At 67.5% G+C, this 18238-nt stretch carries 18 protein-coding genes; 5 read left to right on the top strand and 13 right to left on the bottom strand.

Annotated elements, in window-relative coordinates; translation table 11 throughout:
* Nucleotides 1-5: 5 nt before the first annotated feature.
* Nucleotides 6-1871: a flagellin N-terminal helical domain-containing protein gene (locus tag JN22_RS24580; RefSeq protein WP_085556390.1), complete on the bottom strand. Its 1866-nt coding sequence runs from the start codon at nt 1869-1871 to the stop codon at nt 6-8.
* A gap of 348 nt (nt 1872-2219) precedes the next feature.
* On the opposite strand from JN22_RS24580, the gene JN22_RS24575 reads away from it, so the two are divergent.
* The 3 genes from JN22_RS24575 to JN22_RS24565 all read left to right on the top strand — a co-directional run bounded on the left by JN22_RS24575 (nt 2220) and on the right by JN22_RS24565 (nt 5475).
* Entirely contained in the window at nt 2220-2687 is a 468-nt protein-coding gene (locus tag JN22_RS24575) for a RidA family protein (RefSeq protein WP_085556389.1), read from the top strand.
* 141 nt (nt 2688-2828) lie between these two features.
* Entirely contained in the window at nt 2829-3992 is a 1164-nt protein-coding gene (locus JN22_RS24570; protein ID WP_085556388.1) for a GNAT family N-acetyltransferase, read from the top strand.
* A 178-nt stretch (nt 3993-4170) separates the two neighbouring features.
* Nucleotides 4171-5475 (top strand): pentapeptide repeat-containing protein, encoded by a 1305-nt coding sequence (locus tag JN22_RS24565; protein ID WP_085556387.1) that lies wholly within the window; start codon nt 4171-4173, stop codon nt 5473-5475.
* Nucleotides 5476-5695: 220 nt separating this feature from the next.
* Here JN22_RS24565 and JN22_RS24560 read toward each other — a convergent pair whose 3' ends face one another.
* The 9 genes from JN22_RS24560 to JN22_RS24520 all read right to left on the bottom strand — a co-directional run bounded on the left by JN22_RS24560 (nt 5696) and on the right by JN22_RS24520 (nt 13869).
* The gene (locus JN22_RS24560; protein ID WP_085556386.1) at nt 5696-6151 is read right to left on the bottom strand and encodes a type II toxin-antitoxin system RatA family toxin; all 456 of its coding nucleotides are present in this window, start codon (nt 6149-6151) and stop codon (nt 5696-5698) included.
* 55 nt (nt 6152-6206) lie between these two features.
* On the bottom strand, nt 6207-7163 hold the full coding sequence (gene lipA, locus JN22_RS24555; protein WP_085556385.1) for a lipoyl synthase: 957 nt from the start codon (nt 7161-7163) through the stop codon (nt 6207-6209).
* Nucleotides 7164-7221: 58 nt separating this feature from the next.
* Complete coding sequence (locus tag JN22_RS24550) at nt 7222-7707, bottom strand: DUF29 domain-containing protein (protein WP_085556384.1); 486 nt, start codon at nt 7705-7707, stop codon at nt 7222-7224.
* A 39-nt stretch (nt 7708-7746) separates the two neighbouring features.
* Nucleotides 7747-9144 carry a dihydrolipoyl dehydrogenase gene (gene lpdA, locus JN22_RS24545; protein WP_085556383.1) on the bottom strand — a complete coding sequence of 466 codons (1398 nt, stop codon included), beginning with the start codon at nt 9142-9144 and terminating at the stop codon, nt 7747-7749.
* Nucleotides 9145-9157: 13 nt separating this feature from the next.
* Nucleotides 9158-9460 carry a chorismate mutase gene (locus JN22_RS24540; protein ID WP_085556382.1) on the bottom strand — a complete coding sequence of 101 codons (303 nt, stop codon included), beginning with the start codon at nt 9458-9460 and terminating at the stop codon, nt 9158-9160.
* Nucleotides 9461-9485: 25 nt separating this feature from the next.
* The gene (locus JN22_RS24535; RefSeq protein ID WP_085556381.1) at nt 9486-10811 is read right to left on the bottom strand and encodes a pyruvate dehydrogenase complex dihydrolipoamide acetyltransferase; all 1326 of its coding nucleotides are present in this window, start codon (nt 10809-10811) and stop codon (nt 9486-9488) included.
* A 15-nt stretch (nt 10812-10826) separates the two neighbouring features.
* Nucleotides 10827-12215, bottom strand: coding sequence for a pyruvate dehydrogenase complex E1 component subunit beta (locus tag JN22_RS24530; RefSeq protein ID WP_085556380.1), 1389 nt, complete (start codon nt 12213-12215; stop codon nt 10827-10829).
* Between the two features lie 70 nt (nt 12216-12285).
* Nucleotides 12286-13305: a pyruvate dehydrogenase (acetyl-transferring) E1 component subunit alpha gene (gene pdhA, locus JN22_RS24525; protein WP_085556379.1), complete on the bottom strand. Its 1020-nt coding sequence runs from the start codon at nt 13303-13305 to the stop codon at nt 12286-12288.
* Between the two features lie 192 nt (nt 13306-13497).
* On the bottom strand, nt 13498-13869 hold the full coding sequence (locus JN22_RS24520; RefSeq protein WP_085556378.1) for an FtsB family cell division protein: 372 nt from the start codon (nt 13867-13869) through the stop codon (nt 13498-13500).
* 297 nt (nt 13870-14166) lie between these two features.
* Between JN22_RS24520 and JN22_RS24515 the strand changes: the two genes are divergently transcribed.
* The gene (locus JN22_RS24515) at nt 14167-14478 is read left to right on the top strand and encodes a hypothetical protein (protein WP_143268399.1); all 312 of its coding nucleotides are present in this window, start codon (nt 14167-14169) and stop codon (nt 14476-14478) included.
* Between the two features lie 171 nt (nt 14479-14649).
* On the opposite strand, the gene modC is transcribed toward JN22_RS24515, so the two are convergent.
* From modC to modA, 3 genes are read right to left on the bottom strand one after another with little or no spacing between them, the layout of a single operon-like run.
* Complete coding sequence (gene modC, locus JN22_RS24510) at nt 14650-15759, bottom strand: molybdenum ABC transporter ATP-binding protein (protein WP_085556376.1); 1110 nt, start codon at nt 15757-15759, stop codon at nt 14650-14652.
* 18 nt (nt 15760-15777) lie between these two features.
* Complete coding sequence (gene modB, locus JN22_RS24505) at nt 15778-16473, bottom strand: molybdate ABC transporter permease subunit (protein ID WP_085556375.1); 696 nt, start codon at nt 16471-16473, stop codon at nt 15778-15780.
* Between the two features lie 10 nt (nt 16474-16483).
* Nucleotides 16484-17281 (bottom strand): molybdate ABC transporter substrate-binding protein, encoded by a 798-nt coding sequence (gene modA, locus JN22_RS24500; protein ID WP_085556374.1) that lies wholly within the window; start codon nt 17279-17281, stop codon nt 16484-16486.
* A gap of 192 nt (nt 17282-17473) precedes the next feature.
* Between modA and rpe the strand changes: the two genes are divergently transcribed.
* Nucleotides 17474-18127: a ribulose-phosphate 3-epimerase gene (rpe, locus tag JN22_RS24495; protein ID WP_085556373.1), complete on the top strand. Its 654-nt coding sequence runs from the start codon at nt 17474-17476 to the stop codon at nt 18125-18127.
* Nucleotides 18128-18238 lie beyond the last annotated feature (111 nt).

Raw genomic sequence — 18238 nt, 5'->3', positions numbered from 1 at the left:
CTGGCTTAGAACAGACGCAGGATCGACTGCTGCGACTGGTTGGCGAGCGAGAGGGCGATGGTGCCGAGCTGCTGACGGGTCTGGAGCATCAGCAGGCTGGCGCCCTCCTCGTTCTGGTCGGCCAGCGTCAGCTTGCTGGCGCCTTCCGTCAGCACGTCGCTGAACTCCTTGGTGAAGGTCTCGCGGGTGGTGATGACGTTCAGGTTGGTCGACAGCTTCTGCGAGGCGGAGCGGACCGTCGCCTTGGCATAGTCGAGGCCGGCGACCGCCGCCTCGATGTCGGAGCGGTCCATCCAGTCGTTCTGCGCCCCGTCGATCTTCAGGCCTTGGCCGCCGGAGGTCAGATCCACCGCCGCGACGGTGATCGAGTTGGTGTTCTTCTCGTTCAGCTGGACCGTCAGGTCGTTGGAGGTGTTCGGGTTCGACACCTGCTTGGTGACGAGGTTGGCGCCGCAGTTGGCCGTGGCCGCCTGCATGATCGTCTTCTCGTCCACCCGCAGGCGGACGGTGCCGCTGCCGAAGGCGAAGGACTGCTCGCCGTTGGCCAGCTTGCCCTCGCCGCGCTCGTTCAGGCCGTCACGGGCGATCTGGGCGCCGTCCTGGTTGGTGACCTGGATCTGGATGTCGACGTTCTTCTGGATGGTCGAGACGCCGTTGCCGGCGTTGACGGCGTCCTCCATCGCCAGACGGTCGACGGTGAAGGAGACCACCGCGCCCGAGGCGAAGCTTTCCGAGATGCGCTTGCTCAGCGCGTTGGTGGTGTTCACCGTCAGCGTCACCTCGCGGGGGTTGCCCGCGACGGTGGTGCCGGTCAGCGTCACCGTGCCGCCGTTGGGATCGACGGACACCGAGGCCAGATCCTTGCCCGACAGGCGGGTGGTGTTGGCCAGCGCGTTGCTGATCGAGTCCTTCAGGGCCGTGGCGATGTGGTTCTGGACGTTCTGGCCGACCGCGACGTCCGACGAGGTCGCGGTGTAGCTGAAGGTCTCGCCTTCCACCGTGATCGAGAAGATGTCGCCGGCTTCGACCGTGCCCTTGCCGACCGTGACCTTCGAGGTCTGCGGGTTGCCCGAGGTCGCCGCGACGGTGCTGGTGGAGAGCGACTGGCTGTTGTCGAAATAGTTGATCGTCCGGCTTTCCTTGCCGTCGGTGACGATGAAGGAGCGCTCCTTGCCCTTGGCGCCGCGCACCTCGATCTGCACGTCGGAGAAGCTGCCGGCGGTCGTGGACATCTTGCCGTCCAGCTTCAGGCCGGTGAGGCCGTGCGCGGTCTGCGTCTCGGAGATGTCCTGGGCGTTGCCCTCGATCGAGCCGTCGCCCTTGACGCGGATCGAGTAGGTGTCGGTCGAGGAGACGTTGGTGACGCGGGCGTTGTCGAGGCCGGTGATGGTGTTGACCGAGGCGCGCGAGTCCGAGGTGCTCTCCAGCCGCAGGCCGGTGCCGCCGATCAGGTTCTTGCCGGCGTAGCCGCTGTCGCCGGCCAGCTTGTCGATCTGGTTCTTCAGCGTGTCGAACTGGGCGGCCAGCGCCTTGCGGGTGGCGACCGAGGCGGCGTCGTCGGACAGCGAGGCCAGGGCGGAGGTGGTCAGGCCCTTGGCCTGGTCGATCAGGCTGTCGATCGCGGTCAGGCCCTTGTCGGCCGCCTTGATGGTGCTGATCGACTGGCCCATCGCGTCCTTCAGCGACGACAGGTCGCCGGCGCGCTGGGTCAGGCCCTTGGCCGCGAAGAAGGAGGTCGGGCCGTCCAAAGCGGAGTTGATCTTGTTGCCGGTGGACAGAATCTGCTGCTTCTTGTCGATGCCAGACTGCGTGCTTTGCAGTTGCAGCAGGTTCGTCCGCATTGCGGCGGTCAGCGTCACTTCGTTGGCCATGGCTCCTAGTCTCCTTCTGAGGCTGTCCTCGGCTGGTCTTTTGACCGAGCGAGGCAACGTGCGTTTGCGTGGCTTCCTTTATTCAAGGGCCGTGCCAATTCGGCGATATCAAGTCAAGTAATTGAATTCATTGATGAATGATGACGCGTAGGCAGAAAGCTCCGGGTCCTTCCGCTGGGGCATCGGAGTGCGCCGCAAAAGATTCCGGGAAAACTTTGCCGGGCACGGACGGAACTGCCGCGGAGTCCGGTGGAGGATTCTTCCCATCGCCGGACCGGCGCGGCTATGGTCTGGGCGTGGAACACCCGCCGAAAACCCGTGGCTTCTAACAGGGAAGGACCAACCATCATGACCGGTCGGATCGACGCGCGCCTCGCCGAGCTGGGGATCGAGCTGCCGCAGGCCGCCGCCCCGGTGGCGGCCTATGTCGCCCACACGCGCTCGGGCAACACGCTCTACATCTCCGGCCAGATCACCGTGTGGAACGGCGAGCGCCGCTTCCTCGGCAAGGTCGGCCAGGACTTCACGGTCGAGCAGGGCAAGGAGGCTGCCCGCCTGTGCGCCCTGAACATCCTGGCCCAGGCCAAGGCGGCGCTGGACGGCGACCTCGACCGTGTGACCCGTGTGCTGAAGCTCGGCGGTTTCGTCAATTCGGGCGCCGATTTCCATGACCACCCGGCGGTGATCAACGGTGCGTCGGAGCTGATGCAGGAGGTCTTCGGCGATGCCGGCCGGCACGCCCGCGCCGCCGTCGGCGCGCCGTCGCTGCCCGGCAACGTCGCGGTCGAGGTCGAGGCGGTGCTCGAGGTGGCCTGACCGGAGCGGCCTGAATGGAGCCGCTTGGCCGGAACGGCCTGCCGGGAAGGGATGGCTGGGTGGCGTCGAAGGGGGAGATGGGCGTCTTGCCGCGATGCGGCGCAGCGCCCACTTCCCTCGGCGAAGCAAGGGAGACGGTTCATGCCCGACGGCAGCGGCGCCATCACCATCCGCATCCTGACCGGGGTCGGCCAGGCGGAGGCCAGGGACTGGGATGCCTGCGCCGGCCCCGACGATCCGTTCGTTTCCCACGCCTTCCTGCTGGCGCTCGAGGAATCGGGATCGGCCGTCGCCAAGACCGGCTGGCAGCCCAGCCACCTCGCCGCCTTCGATCCCGACGGACGGATGGTCGGCGCGGTTCCGGCCTATGTGAAGAGCCACTCCTACGGCGAGTACGTCTTCGACCATGGCTGGGCCAACGCCTATGAGCGGGCCGGCGGCAACTATTACCCGAAGCTCCAGGTCTCGGTTCCCTTCACCCCCGTGCCGGGGCCGCGCCTGCTGGTCGCTCCCGGCGGCGGCGAGGCGGTGGCCGGCGCGCTGGTCGCGGCGCTGGAACGGGTGGCGAAGCGCTACGGCGTCTCTTCCGCCCACGTCACCTTTCCCAACGCCGCCGATGCCGGGCGGCTGGGCGAGGCCGGATGGCTGCGGCGCACCGGGGTGCAGTATCATTGGGAGAATCGGGGCTACGAGAGCTTCGATGCCTTCCTCGACGCTCTGAACTCCCGCAAGCGCAAGGCGATCCGCAAGGAGCGGCGCGAGGTCGCCGACAGCGGCGTCCGCCTGCACACCCTGACCGGCGACGACCTGAAAGCGGAGCATTGGGATGCCTTCCACCGCTTCTATCTGGAGACCGCCGACCGCAAATGGGGCGGCGGCTACCTGACGCGGGCCTTCTTCGAACGGCTGGGGCGGACGATGGCCGATCGCGTGGTGCTGGTGATGTGCGAGGACGGCGGCGAATGGGTGGCCGGTGCCCTCAACCTGCTGGGGTCCGACGCGCTCTACGGCCGCAACTGGGGGTCGGACGGGCGCTACCGCTTCCTGCATTTCGAGGCCTGCTACTACCGCGCCCTCGATTTCGCCATCGAGCGCGGGCTGAAGCGTGTCGAGGCCGGCGCCCAGGGGGAGCACAAGATCCAGCGCGGCTATTTGCCGGTGACCACCCACAGCGCCCATTGGGTCGCCGATCCGGGCTTCCGGCGGGCGCTTGACCATCATCTGGCCGAGGAGCGCGCCGCCGTCGCCGCCGAGATCGCGGCGCTGGCCGAACTTTCGCCCTATCGCCAAAGCGATGACTCGTGAGCCTGCACGCGGCCCGGCTTTTGTGATACAAAACCCAAGGTGGTGGGCGCGTGGGCGCTTCCGGCGGGTATGTCCAGCATCGGTTTAGTAACGTGACAATTTGTATTGGACGCTTCCGCGAAGCACGGTCCTCCGGTTACCGTAAGGGTCCGGCGAGGCATTGGACGAGGCTGCCTCCATGACGGATCGGGCCACCGACTTCCTGAAGCAGGTCAGGGATCATCTGTTCTATCTGAAGCTGCGACCGGGCGGCGTCCGGCTCCAGGCCAAGGGCGCCGATCTGTCCGGCTTCCGGCTGAAGGGCTTCACGCTGAACTCGTCGGTGCTGACCCAGGTGAATTTCTCGGACGCGGAGCTGGAAGAGGTCAGCTTCAACATGTCCGACCTGTTCGGGTCGAACTTCACCCGCGCGGTTCTGGTCGGCTCCTGCTTCGTCCGGGCCGACCTGCGCGGCGCCAATTTCCTGAAGGCCAATCTGCGCCGCACCGATTTCGAGGAGGCGGACCTGCGCCCCGGCCAGATCCTGACCTTCTCGTCCGGCAAGCCGCCGGAAATCCGGCAGCGCACCAACTTGCAGGATGCCACGCTGGAGGGCGTCAATTTCAAGAACGCCGACCTCAGCCACGCCGATCTCACCAACGCCGGCATGAAGGGCACCGATTTCGCCGGGGCCCATCTGTTCGCCGCCAATCTGGCCGGCGCCGACCTGCGCGAGGCGAACTTCACCGGCGCCAAGCTGAAGCGCGCGATCCTCAGCGGCGCCGCGCTGAACCAGACCATCCTGCGTCATGCGGACCTGCGCGACGCGGTGCTGCGCAACGTCGATCTGGCCGGGGCCGACACGGCCGGCGCCGATCTGAACGGCGCCATCTACATGAAGGGCACCGGCAACCTGCCGCCGGAGGTCCGCCAGATGCTCGAGGCCCACATCCAGTGGATCAACAGCGCCGGGCGGCAAGGGCGGCGCGCCGACTTCACCGGCATGGATCTGCGCGGGGTCGACCTGACCGCCGCCGACCTGTCCGGCGCCGTCTTCCGCGGGGCGCGCATGAACGAGGCGTCGCTCGCCCACGCCTTCCTGTCGCTGGCCGACTTCGGCGGGGCGGCGCTGTGCGGCGCGAAGCTGGACCAGGCGATCCTGACCGGCGCCAACCTGATGGACGCCGACCTGTCCGGCGCCCACGCCGGGGACGCCGATTTCGGCCTGGTCGAACTGCGCAACCCCGACGGCACGCCGGCTGGCCGGCTGTGGCCGACCAACCTGTCGGGCGCGAAGCTGGAGGGGGCCGACCTGCGGGGCGCCCGGTTGACCGGCGCCAAGATCGCCAAGGCGATGTTCGAAAACGCCAACCTCGCCTCCGCCGATCTGCGCGGCTGCGACGAGTTCTCCGCCAATCTCGGCCGGGCCTATCTGTCCGGCGCGCGCCGGGGGACGCTGTCCGCCTCCGCCGACCCGGAAAAGCTGCAACTGCTGGCGATCTGAAAGCCCGCCTGGCCGTCCTCGACCCAATCAGGGATCGTCATGCCCGGCCCCGCGCCACGACCATCCGGCTGGGATCCATGGACGAGGCGCGCCACGTTGATTCCACATGTGTCCAGCGGATTTCAGGAGCGTGCTTGCGTGATGCTGGTTTCGCCGTGGAAGCACGCTTGCCCGCAACACGGTCGTTCAGGAAACGGGGCCTTCGGGAATCCGCGCGGGATCACGCCGACTGCGGCGCTCCCGCACGGCCGTAGAGCTGGTCGGCGCGGGCCTCGAAGGCATGCACCATGCGGCGCACCGCCTCGTTGAACAGCAACCCCATGATCTTTTGCAGCATCTTCGAGCGAAACTCGAAGTCCACGAAGAAATCGACGCAGCAGCCGCGCTCGTGCTCCTGGAAGATCCAGTGGTTGTTCAGGTACTGGAACGGCCCGTCGGTGTACTGGACGTCGATCCGGCACTCCGGCTCCTTCAGCTCGACCCGCGAGGTGAAGCGTTCGCGGACCATCTTGAAACCGATGATGAGGTCCGCGAACATCACGTCGCCTTCACGGCGGCGGATGCGGGCGGCCAGACACCAGGGCAAGAACTCCGGATACTTCTCCACATCGGCGACCAAGTCGTACATTTGCCTCGGCGTGTAGGGAAGAACCTTCTTTTCCGCGTGAGTCGGCATGCCCTTGTCCTGATGGTGACCCTTGAGACGCAAACCCAAACCTGAAACCGGCCCCTTACTCCGCCGTGGCGCCCAGTTTTTTCAGCCGGGCGGCCCGCAGCTTCTCGAAATCGTCGCCCGCGTGGTAGGACGAGCGCGTCAGCGGCGACGACGCCACCAACAGGAAGCCCTTGCCACGGCCGACCGTGGTGTAACCGGCGAACTCCTCCGGCGTCACGAAACGATCCACCGCCGCGTGCTTCGGCGTCGGCTGGAGATACTGCCCAATCGTCATGAAGTCCACATCGGCGGCACGCAGATCGTCCATCACCTGCGCGACCTCCTCCTTCGTCTCGCCCAGGCCGACCATGATGCCGGACTTGGTGAAGATGGTCGGGTCGAGCTCCTTGACCTTCGACAGCAGTTGCAGCGAGGTGAAGTAGCGGGCGCCCGGCCGGATCGTCGGGTAGAGGCGCGGCGCCGTCTCCAGATTGTGGTTGAACACGTCGGGCCGGGCCTCGACCACCACCTCCAGGGCACCCTTCTTCTTCTGGAAGTCGGGGGTCAGGATCTCGATGGTGGTGCCCGGCGACGCTTCGCGCACGGCGCGGATCGTGCGGGCGAAATGCTCGGCGCCGCCGTCCGGCAGGTCGTCGCGGTCCACCGAGGTGATGACGACGTGGCTGAGCTTGAGCTGGCCGACCGCTTCGCCGACCTTCTCCGGCTCATGCGGGTCGAGCAGGTCCGGACGCCCGGTCTCGACGTTGCAGAAGGCGCAGCCGCGCGTGCAGATCGAGCCCAGGATCATGAAGGTGGCGTGCTTCTGCTTCCAGCACTCACCGATGTTCGGGCAGGCCGCCTCCTCGCACACCGTGTTCAGCTTGAGCCCGCGCATGAGCTGGCGGGTCTCGTTGTACTCCTGGCTCATCGGCGCCTTGACGCGAATCCAGGCGGGCTTGCGGGAGATGGGGTTGTCCGGCTTGTGGGCCTTTTCGGGGTGGCGAAGCTTCTCGGTCTGATCGACGAGGGTCATGGTCTGAAGGCTCCCGACGGCCGGCTCGTTCGCGGCCCCGAAAATGAACGGTAAGGCACTAAGCCCGCCCTTCCGGCGGAAACAAAGCCGCCGGATAGGCCGGATCGAGCGCCTGGTCAAGCGTGAAAGGCGGTTCGGCGGGGAATTGGCCGTCGGGCACGTCGGCCTCGACGGCGGCGCGCAGGCGCGCCTCCTGGTAGCTTTCGTCGAAGATCTCGGCGATGAAGGGCCGCAGGCTGGGGCTGTCCTTCATCTCGCGCAGCAGCTTCCGGCGCTGCTCCCGGATGGTCAGCCGCCAGCCCCGCTCGCAACGCTCACGCAACTCCGGGCAGCACAGCCATTTCAGCAGAGGAACCAGCAGCACGGACAGGCGGCTGTCGATCTCCGATTTCTGGCTGCGGCCCATGCTCTCGATCTCCTCGGCGACGTTCGCCCAGTCGACAGGGGCATTGTTCCGCTCGGCGCCGGCACGACGAAGCTCCGCCGCCTGGCTCTGGGTCCAGGCGTAGAAATCCTCGTCATACGCGGCGCTCGCGCGATCCATCACCCCACCTTGGGAAACCGTCGCCTCGGAAAAGCTTAACTAGAAGTGGATCGCCCGGCCATAGGCATCAAGAACCGACTCGTGCATCATTTCCGACAGGGTGGGATGCGGGAAGACGGTGTGCATCAGCTCGGCCTCGGTCGTCTCCATGGTCTTGGCGACGGTGTAGCCCTGGATCAGTTCGGTCACCTCGGCCCCGATCATGTGGGCGCCGAGCAGCTCGCCGGTCTTGGCATCGAACACGGTCTTGACCATGCCCTCGGTCTCGCCGAGCGCGATCGCCTTGCCGTTGCCGATGAAGGGGAAGCGGCCGACCTTGACCTCGTAGCCCTTCTCCTTGGCCTTCTTCTCCGTCAGCCCGACCGAGGCGATCTGCGGGTGCGAGTAGGTGCAGCCGGGAATGCCGAGCACGTTCAGTCCGTGCGGATGCTTGCCGGCGATGTGCTCGGCAACGATGACGCCCTCGTGGCTGGCCTTGTGGGCGAGCCACGGCGCCCCGGTCACGTCCCCGATGGCGTAGACGCCGGGCTCGTCGGTCTCGCACATCGCGTTGGTCTGGATGTGGCCGCGATCCAGCTTCACCTTGGTGCCTTCCAGCCCCAGGTTCTCGGTGTTCGGGCTGATGCCGACGGCGACGATGACGCGGTCGACCGTGATGTCCTCGGTCTTGCCGCCGGCCTCGACCGCGACGGTGACGCTGTCGGCGCTCTTGCGCAGGTTGCCGGCCTTGCCGCCGGTGATGATGCGCATGCCCTGCTTCTCGAAGGACTTGCGGGCCATCGCCGAGATTTCCTCATCCTCCACCGGGAGGATGCGGTCCATCACCTCGACCACCGTCACCTTGGCGCCCAGCTCGTTGTAGAAGCTGGCGAACTCGATGCCGATGGCGCCGGAACCGATGACCAGCAGCGACTTCGGCGTGACGTCCGGGGTCATCGCCTTGCGGTAGGTCCAGACCAGCTTGCCGTCGTCCTCCAGCCCCGGCAGGGTGCGGGCACGGGCGCCGGTGGCGATGATGATGTGCTTGGCGCCGAAGGTGCCGACCGGGGCCGAACCCTTGGACACGGCGACGAGGCCCTTGCCGGCCAGCTTGGCCGCGCCCTCGATGACGGTGACCTTGTTCTTCTTCAGCAGATGCTTGACGCCGCCGTTGAGCTGGCTGGCGACCTTGCGCGAGCGCTGCACGACCTTATCGAGGTCGAAACCCGGAGTCTGGATGACCAGGCCGTAGTCGTTGGCGTGCTTGGCGTTGCGCAGCACCTCGGCCGAGCGCAGCAGCGCCTTGGTCGGGATGCAGCCCCAGTTCAGGCAGATGCCGCCGAGGTTTTCACGCTCGATCACGGCGGTGTGCAGGCCCAGCTGCGCGGCGCGGATCGCCGCCACGTAACCGCCCGGCCCGCCGCCGATGACGATGACGTCGTAGTTCATGTCGGCCACGGATGTTCTCCCTTCAGGAGCGAGGCGCGTCCTGGGGGCCGGCGGCGAAGATGCCCTCCTCGACCCGGCACGCCTCGTCGATGATCGTCTGGTACAGGGTGACCATGAAGGCCGGATCCAGGCCGTGGGCCTTGCCGCGTTCGGCCGCCAGCGCCTTCACCGCCTCGACGCGGTCGGGCAGCACGGCCGGCAGCCCCTCCGCCATCTTGACCACGGCGACGCGGTGGACGACGGACAGGCGCTTGCCCAGCAACGCGACGATCTCGTCGTCGATGGCGTCGATCTCGGCGCGCAGCGGGGCAAGGCTCTTGGACATGGATCCGGGTTCCCTCAAACAGCGGTTACAGCAGCATCGACAACGGATCTTCGAGCAGCTTCTTCAGGGCCGCAAGGAATTCCGCGCCAACGGCGCCGTCCGCCACCCGGTGGTCGACGGTGACCGTCAGGCTCATCACGGTGGCGATGGCGATCGCCCCATTCTTCACGACCGGACGCTGCTCGCTGGCGCCGACCGCCAGGATGCAGGCCTGCGGCGGGTTGATGATCGCCGCGAACTGCTTGACGCCCATCATGCCGAGGTTGGAGACCGAGAAGGTGCCGCCCATGAACTCTTCGGGCTTCAGCTGCCCGTCGCGGGCCTTCTTGGCCAGAACCTTCATCTCGTTGGAGATTTCGGCGAGGCCCTTGGTCTCGGCCTTCTTGATGATCGGGGTGATCAGGCCGGTCGGGGTGGCCACCGCGACCGAAACGTCGGCGTGGTGGTACTGGAGGATCGCGTCGTCGGTCCAGGACGCGTTGATGACCGGCACCTTCTTCAGGGCCAGCGCCGACGCGCGGATGACGAAGTCGTTGACCGACAGCTTGTAGGCGTCGGACCGGCCGTTCAGCTCGGCGCGGACCTTCAGCAGCGCGTCGATCTCGACGTCGGTGGTCAGGTAATAGTCGGGGACGGTGCGCTGCACCTCGCCCAGACGCTTGGTGATGGTCTTGCGCATGCCGCTGTTGGGGATCGCCGTGTAGGCGATGCCCAGCTTGTCGGCCTGGGCCTTGGCGTCGATGCCGTCGGCTTTCGCCGCCGGGGCGGGCGCGGCGGCCGGAGCCGGGGCGGCGGCCTGCGGAGCCGCAGCGGCGGCGGGGGCTGGCTTGGCCGGGCCGGCGGCCTTGGCGGCCTCGACGTCGGCCTTGACGATGCGGCCGTTGGGGCCGCTGCCCTTGACCGACTTCAGATCCACGCCGGCCTGCTCGGCGATGCGGCGGGCCAGCGGGCTGGCGAACACGCGCGCACCACCTTGGGCGGCGGCCGGAGCAGCCGCCGGGGCCGCAGCGGCAGGAGCCGCAGCGGGAGCGGGGGCGGCGGCCGGAGCCGGGGCGGCGGCGGGCGCCGGAGCGGGGGCGGAGCCGCCGGACAGCGCGCTCTCGTCCTCGCCCTCTTCGAGCAGGATGGCGATCGGGGTGTTCACCGCGACGCCCTGGCTGCCTTCGGCGACCAGGATCTTGCCGATCCGGCCCTCGTCGACGGCCTCGACCTCCATGGTCGCCTTGTCGGTTTCGATCTCGGCGATCACGTCGCCGGACTTCACCGTGTCGCCTTCCTTCTTCAGCCACTTGGCGAGGTTGCCCTCGGTCATCGTGGGCGAGAGGGCGGGCATCAGAATCTGAACGGTCATTCCTTCAGCCCTCCCTCAGCGGTAGCAGACTTGCTTGGCGGCCTTGACGATGTGCTCGACCTGCGGCAGCGCCAGCTTTTCCAGGTTGGCGGCGTAGGGCATCGGCACGTCGAGGCCGGCGACGCGGACGACCGGCGCGTCGAGATGGTCGAAGGCCTGCTCCATCATCAGCGCGCACATCTCGGAGCCGATGCCGGCGAAGGGCCAGCCCTCCTCGACCGAGACCAGACGGTTGGTCTTCTTGACGCTGTTGACGATGGCCTCGGTGTCGAGCGGACGGATCGTGCGCAGGTTGATGACCTCCGCGTCGATGCCTTCCTTGGCCAGCAGCTCGGCGGCGGCCAGCGCGTGGCCGACCATGATCGAGAAGGCGGTGATCGTCACGTCCTTGCCGGGACGCTCGATCTTGGCCTTGCCGATCGGCAGCACGAACTCCTCGTCCTCCGGCACCTCGAAGCTCTGGCCGTAGAGGATCTCGTTCTCGAGGAAGACGATCGGGTTGGCGTCGCGGATCGCCGCCTTCAGCAGGCCCTTGGCGTCGGCCGCCGACCAGGGGGCGACGACCTTCAGGCCCGGGCAATGCGCGTACCAGGAGGCGAAGCACTGCGAGTGCTGGGCGCCGACGCGGGCGGCCGCACCGTTCGGGCCGCGGAAGACGATCGAGTTGCTCATCTGGCCGCCCGACATGTAGAGCGTCTTGGCGGCCGAGTTGATGATGTGGTCGATCGCCTGCATGGCGAAGTTGAAGGTCATGAACTCGACGACCGGCTTCAGCCCCTTGAAGGCGGCGCCGACGCCCAGGCCGGCGAAGCCGATCTCGGTGATCGGCGTGTCGATGACGCGGGTGTCGCCGAACTCCTGCAACAGGCCCTGGGTCACCTTGTAGGCGCCCTGGTACTGCGCGACCTCCTCGCCCATGACGAAGACCTTCTCGTCACGGCGCATTTCCTCGGCCATCGCGTCGCGGAGCGCCTCGCGGACCGTCTTCTTGACGGTCTTGGCGAAGAACTTGTCCTCGTCCGACGCCGGGGCGGCGGCAACGGCGGGAGACGGCGCCGGGGCCGGAGCGGCGGCGGGCGCCGCGGCGGGTTCCGTCGCCGCCGGGGCGGGAGCGGTGGCGGCCGGCGCGGTGGCGGCCTTGCCGATCGCGCTGGCGTCCTCGCCCTCTTCCAGCAGGACGGCGATGGGGGTGTTCACCGCGACGTTGTCGGTGCCCTCGGCGACCAGGATCTTGCCGATGCGGCCTTCGTCGACCGCCTCGACCTCCATGGTCGCCTTGTCGGTTTCGATCTCGGCGAGGACGTCGCCGGACTTCACCGAGTCACCTTCCTTCTTGAGCCATTTGGCCAGCTTGCCCTCGGTCATGGTGGGCGACAGGGCCGGCATCAGCACTTCGATCGGCATTCCTCAACCTCCGGCGGCGCGGGGATTCCGGTTTCCCGTCCCTCGGCGCCGCTCCCGCTTATCGTTGATGTCAGGATTCGACGAGAATGTCGGTCCACAGCTCCGACACGTCCGGCTCGGGGCTCTGCTGGGCGAACTCGGCCGACTCGGTGACGATCGCCTTCACCGCGCGGTCGATCTCCTTCAGCTTCTCCTCGTCGGCGTGGTTGCCGGCGAGCAGCTTGGCCTTGAGCTGGTCGATCGGGTCGGACTCCGACCGCATCTTCTCGACCTCCTCCTTGGTCCGGTACTTGGCCGGATCCGACATCGAGTGGCCGCGGTAGCGGTAGGTCTTCATCTCCAGGATGACCGGGCCGTTGCCCTCGCGGACATACTTCACCCACTGGTCCGCCGCGGCCTTGACCTCCAGCACGTCCATGCCGTTGACCTGATAGCCGGGGATGCCGTAGGCGGCGCCGCGCTGGTGCAGTTCGCCGGCCGAGGCGCGCTCCTGCGAGGTGCCCATGGCGTACTTGTTGTTCTCGATCACGAAGAGCACCGGCAGCTTCCACAGCGCCGCCATGTTGAAGCTCTCGTAGACCTGGCCCTGGTTGATGGCGCCGTCGCCGCAATAGACGGCCGCGATGCCGCCGTCCTTGGCGTACTTGTGCGCGAAGGCCAGCCCGGTGCCGAGCGGAACCTGCCCGCCGACGATGCCGTGGCCGCCGTAGAAGTTCTTCTCGCGGCTGAACATGTGCATCGAGCCGCCCTTGCCCTTGGAGTAGCCTCCGCGGCGCCCGGTCAACTCGGCCATCACGCCCTTGGCTTCCATGCCGCAGGCCAGCATGTGGCCGTGGTCGCGGTAGCTGGTGATGACGCTGTCGCCTTCGTTCAGGGCGGCCTGGATGCCGACGACGACGGCCTCCTGGCCGATGTAGAGATGGCAGAAGCCGCCGATGAGGCCCATGCCATAGAGCTGACCGGCCTTCTCCTCGAAGCGGCGGATCAGCAGCATCTCACGGTAGTAGTTGAGAAGCTCTTCGGACGAGACGGCTTGAGCGGGCGCAGACTCGGCTTGCGCCTTGGTCGGACGGCGTCGGGACGCGGCCATGGTTCCTCCCCAGGGTTCATGCAACGGCGGCCTTGAAACAGCCGCCGTCGCCACGCGTTGCGGGCATGAAAACGTCCCGCACCGGAAGCGGATATGGCGCGCACAGTACACGAGCAAATCCGCTCGCGCAAACACCTGTTTTTGAAGGCGGATTTCCGATTAACCGAGTTTCGGTTAATTGGCTGATCTGGGCTACTTCTCCAGGCTGTTTCCGTCGTTGTCGTACAGCTTGGGAAGAGTCACGACCACGTCGCGGGGGTTCGAGAGGTTCAGCATCGAGCGCGCGCGCTCGTCCAGCATGTCGCGGTCGAGGTTGTCGCCGCGCAGCAGCTGGGCGCGCCGCTCCATGCGTTCGCGCTCGTCCCTCAATTGCTGGAGCACGGTTTCGGCCTGCGCGATCTCGCCCTGGATCTGCTTCATCGCGACCAATCCCCGGTCGCCATGGATCGCGTAATAGGCGAAGTAGGCGACGACGCAGGCGCACAGCGCCGGCATGATGGCCTGACGGAGGGCGCTTTTCGCCGCGCGGGCGAGCGAGTCGGTGAGATCGGCGAGCATGGTCATGGTCCCATCATGGGACCATAGGGGCTTTCAGGGGGTCAAACGAAAAAGGGGCAACACAAAAGACGCTCCGAATTCGTGTTCGTTGCGCAACCCATCCCTGGTGTGCGGCGACACCGGCGCCACAAGGCGGAGGCGCCCGGGAAACGCGCGACGGGAGGAAAAAACGCATCGCGGCGTGGAATGAACCGCAACGCCTCCGTGTTGGAGGGGGACCGCGGCTGCCACGCCGCGCCGCATCCGGCGGCGCAGCGGATCGCGCAGCCGGCCCATGCGACCCATGGTAAGGAGAGACACTCCATGCGCAGCAAGCTTCTGATCGCGGCCCTCCCCGCCCTGCTTCTCGGTCTGGCGGCCTGCGACGACCAATCCGCCCAGAACAACGGCACCTCGACCGCCGAGCGTCCGGCCACCGAGTCGTCGGGTTCGTCGGCCGGTTCCACCTCGACCACCACGCCGCCGCCCGCCACCGGGGTTCCGACCATCGACGGCTCGTCGGGCAACACCATGAACAACGCTCCGGCCCCGACGACGACCGTGCCGGGCGGCGCCACCAGCGGCGGTTCGGCCGGCGGCGGCGCGACCACGACGCCCTCCAGCGGGCAGCAGTAAGGGGGACGGCTCCTCCATGAACGAAAGCCCCTCTCCCCTTGTGGGAGAGGGGTTGGGGTGAGGGGGTACAAACATCTTTCGCCTGTGGCGAATACCCCTCATCGCAACCCTTCCCCCACAAGGGGAGAAGGGCTCACATGGGTGTAGGGGCAGCACCTCCAGCAGGGTGCTTCACACGTCCACCACCCGCGCCGGCCCGCCCATCAGGTCGGTCTCGAAGGCGACCCCCTTCACCAGCGCCACCACCTCGCGGCCCGGCGCCAGGCCCAGATCGCGCGCGGCGGCGCGGGTGACGCGGGCGATCAGGAAGGATCCGCCGACCGCGATCCGCAGATCGACCGAGGCCGGCCCCGACTCCGCGATCTCCACCACCCGTCCCATCAGCGTGTTGCGCAGGCTGGTGCCGCCCAGGGGCTCCAGCGCGACGATCACGTCGCGCGCGTGGATTTGCAGACGGACCGGCGCGCCGACCGGGCGCTCGACGCGCGGCACCGTCAGGCGCCCGCCGTCGAAGACCAGCACGCTCAACCCGTCCGCCTCGACGTGATGATCGACGGTCAGGTCCAGCACGGCGCCGACGTCGTGGCTGCCGGTTGCCGACACCTGATCGAGCCGCCCCATCACCGTCCCCACCGGGCCGGCGGCGACCACCCTGCCCTCGCCGATCAGCACCAGCGTGGTGGCCAGCCGCACCACCTCGTCCAGCGCGTGGCTGACCAGGATGATGGGGATGTTCATCTCGTCGCGCAGCCGCTCGATGTAGGGCATGATCTCCGCCTTGCGGGCGGCGTCGAGCGAGGCCATCGGTTCGTCCATCAGCAGCAGGCGCGGCTGGGCCAGCAGCGCCCGGCCGAAGGCGACGCGCTGCTTCTCGCCGCCCGACAGCCCGCGCGGCCGGCGCTCGAGGATATGGCCGAGTCCGAGCAGATCGACCACTGGGCCAAAGGCGATGCGCCGCTCCGCCGCCGGAACCCGGCGCAGGCCGAATTCCAGGTTGCTGCGCACGCTCATGTGCGGAAACAGGCGGGAATCCTGAAAGACGTAGCCGACCCGGCGCTTCTCGGCGGCCATGTCGACGCGGGCGGCGCTGTCGAAATAGGTGGTGCCGCCGACGCGGATGTGGCCGGCGTCCGGCCGCGCCAGTCCGGCGATGGCGTTGATGACCGAGGTCTTTCCCGAGCCCGAGCGGCCGAACAGGGCCGTCACCCCGCGCTCCTCGGCGGTGAAGGCGATGTCGAGTGCGAAGCGGCCCAGCGTCTGGCGGATGGAAACGTCCATCATGGCTTGTCCTTGCCCGGTCTATCGTTGGCCGATCAGGCGGCGCAGGCGGTGGGCCAGGAATTCCGACACCATCAGCGCGATCAGCGCGACGGAGAAGGAAATCGCCGCCAGCCGCGCCGCCACGGCGTCGCCATCGGGTTCCTGCGTCGCGGCGTAGATCGCCAGCGGCAGGGTCTGCGTCGTGCCGGGAATGTTGGACACGAAGGTGATGACCGCCCCGAATTCGCCCATCGCGGCGGCGAAGGCGACGATGGCGCCCGACAGCAGGCCCGGCGCCATCAGCGGCAGCACGATGGTGAAGAAGCGGTCGACCGGGCCGGCGCCCAGCGTGCGCGCCGCCGCCTCCAGCCCGCCGTCGATCGCCTCGACCGACAGGCGGATCGCCCGCACCATCAGCGGGAAGGAGGTCACGGCCACCGCCAGCGACGCCCCTTCCGAAGTGAAGATCAGGCGGATCCCGAAGGTCTGGTAGAGCCAGCCGCCGATGATCCCCTTGGTGCCCATGGTGATCAGCAGGATGTAGCCGATCACCACCGGCGGCAGCACCAGGGGCAGATGGACCAGCCCGTCGAACAGCGTCTTTCCGGGGAACGAGTAGCGCCCGAGAATCCAGGCGGCCAGAACGGCGAGCGGCAGGGCCACCACGATGGCCAGGCCCGCGACGCGCAGGCTCAGCAGCAACGCGGTGACTTCCATCGGCGACAGGACATCCATGACGCGAAGCTTACGGCAGCTTGGGCGCCGGAACGAAGCCGTATTCCTTCCACACGGCCATGCCGTCCGGCGACTTCGCATACTCCAGGAAGGCGGCGGCGTGGGCGCTCTTGGAGGCCGCGACGACGGCCGCCGGGTAGACGATGGGCGGGTAGCTGTCCTGCGGGAAGACGCCGACCACCTCGACGCCGGGATCGACCGCCGCGTCGGTGCGGTAGACGATGCCGAGCGGCGCCTCGCCACGGCTGACCAGCGCCAGCGCGGCGCGGACGCTGTCGGCGCGGGCGAGCTTCGGCTCGACCGCCGCCCACTGCCCCAGCTTCTCCAGCGCCGCCTTGGCGTACTTCCCGACCGGAACGTTCGATGGGTCGCCGGTGGCGATGCGGCCGTCGCCGGCCAGCGCCGCCAGATCGCCGCCCTGCGTCAGCTTCGGCTTCAGGGGCGAACCCTTGGGAGCGACCACCACCAGATCATTGCCCAGCAGGCTGACGCGGGTGTCGGTCTTGATCAAATCCTTCTTCTGAAGATAGTCCATCCAGTCGAGGTCGGCGGAGATGAACAGGTCGGCCGGCGCCCCATTCTCGATCTGCTTGGCCAAAGCCGAGGATGCGGCGAAGGACGAAACCACCGTCATTCCGGTCTTCGACTTGAACTGGGCCGCCAGCTTCTCCACCGCGTTCTTGGTCGAGGCGGCGGCCATCACCAGCACGTCCTGCGCCATCGCCGCCGGGGCGGCCATCATCAGGCCGACGCCGATCACCGCCGCCGACACGACGCGCGTCATCGCGCGCCCACGCACACCGAACATCCAAGCCTCCTTCCGAATGATCACGAATTATATTCAAACGGATATATCCAAGCTTGTGAAGCGTAAAGCGGAAATAGCCCCTTCGGAAAAAGGGATTTTTCGCCGGCATGGCTCCCGGCGTCCCGGCCGTGCTATGGGAGGGCCCTCACCACGCTTCGTCCACCCACGCTCCGTCCGCCAGGGAATGCCGCCATGCGCGCCGTCAAAATCTCCCCCTCGATTCTCTCCGCCGATTTCGCCCGGCTGGGCGAGGAGGTCCGCGCGGTCGACGCCGCCGGCGCCGACTACATCCACATCGACGTGATGGACGGCCATTTCGTGCCGAACCTCACCATCGGCCCCGGCGTGGTGAAGGCGCTGCGTCCGCACAGCGCGAAAATCTTCGACGTGCACCTGATGATCTCGCCGGTCGACCTGTTCATCCCCGATTTCGCCAAGGCTGGCGCCGACATCATCACCGTGCATCCGGAGGCAGGTCCCCACCTGCACCGGACGATCCAGCTCATCAAGTCGCTCGGCAAGAAGGCCGGCGTCTCGCTGAACCCGGCGACCCCGGTGGACGCCATCCAGCATGTGCTGGAGGACATCGACCTCGTGCTGGTGATGACGGTCAACCCCGGCTTCGGCGGCCAGAGCTTCATCAAGAGCCAGCTTCCCAAGATCCGCGACCTGCGCGCCCGCATCGACGCGCTCGGCAAGCCGATCGACCTGGAGATCGACGGCGGCATCAACCCGGAGACGGCGAAGCTGGCGGTCGAGGCCGGCGCCGACGTGCTGGTCGCCGGCACCGCCACCTTCACCGGCGGGCCGGGGCAATACGCCGCCAACATCGCCGCCCTGCGCTGAGTCTCCTTCCGCGCCGCCGTCCGGTGCGGGAAAATGGGAAGGGGCACCCCACAAAGGTTCCCTTCGCAACAGAACCAATCGCCGTCTCGGGCGTTATTGGCTCTGGGAAAA

The sequence above is a fragment of the Azospirillum agricola genome, from assembly GCF_020005195.1.
Taxonomy (GTDB): domain Bacteria; phylum Pseudomonadota; class Alphaproteobacteria; order Azospirillales; family Azospirillaceae; genus Azospirillum; species Azospirillum agricola.
Note: the sequence above shows the minus strand (reverse complement) of the source record. Positions and strands in the feature narration are given on the sequence as shown.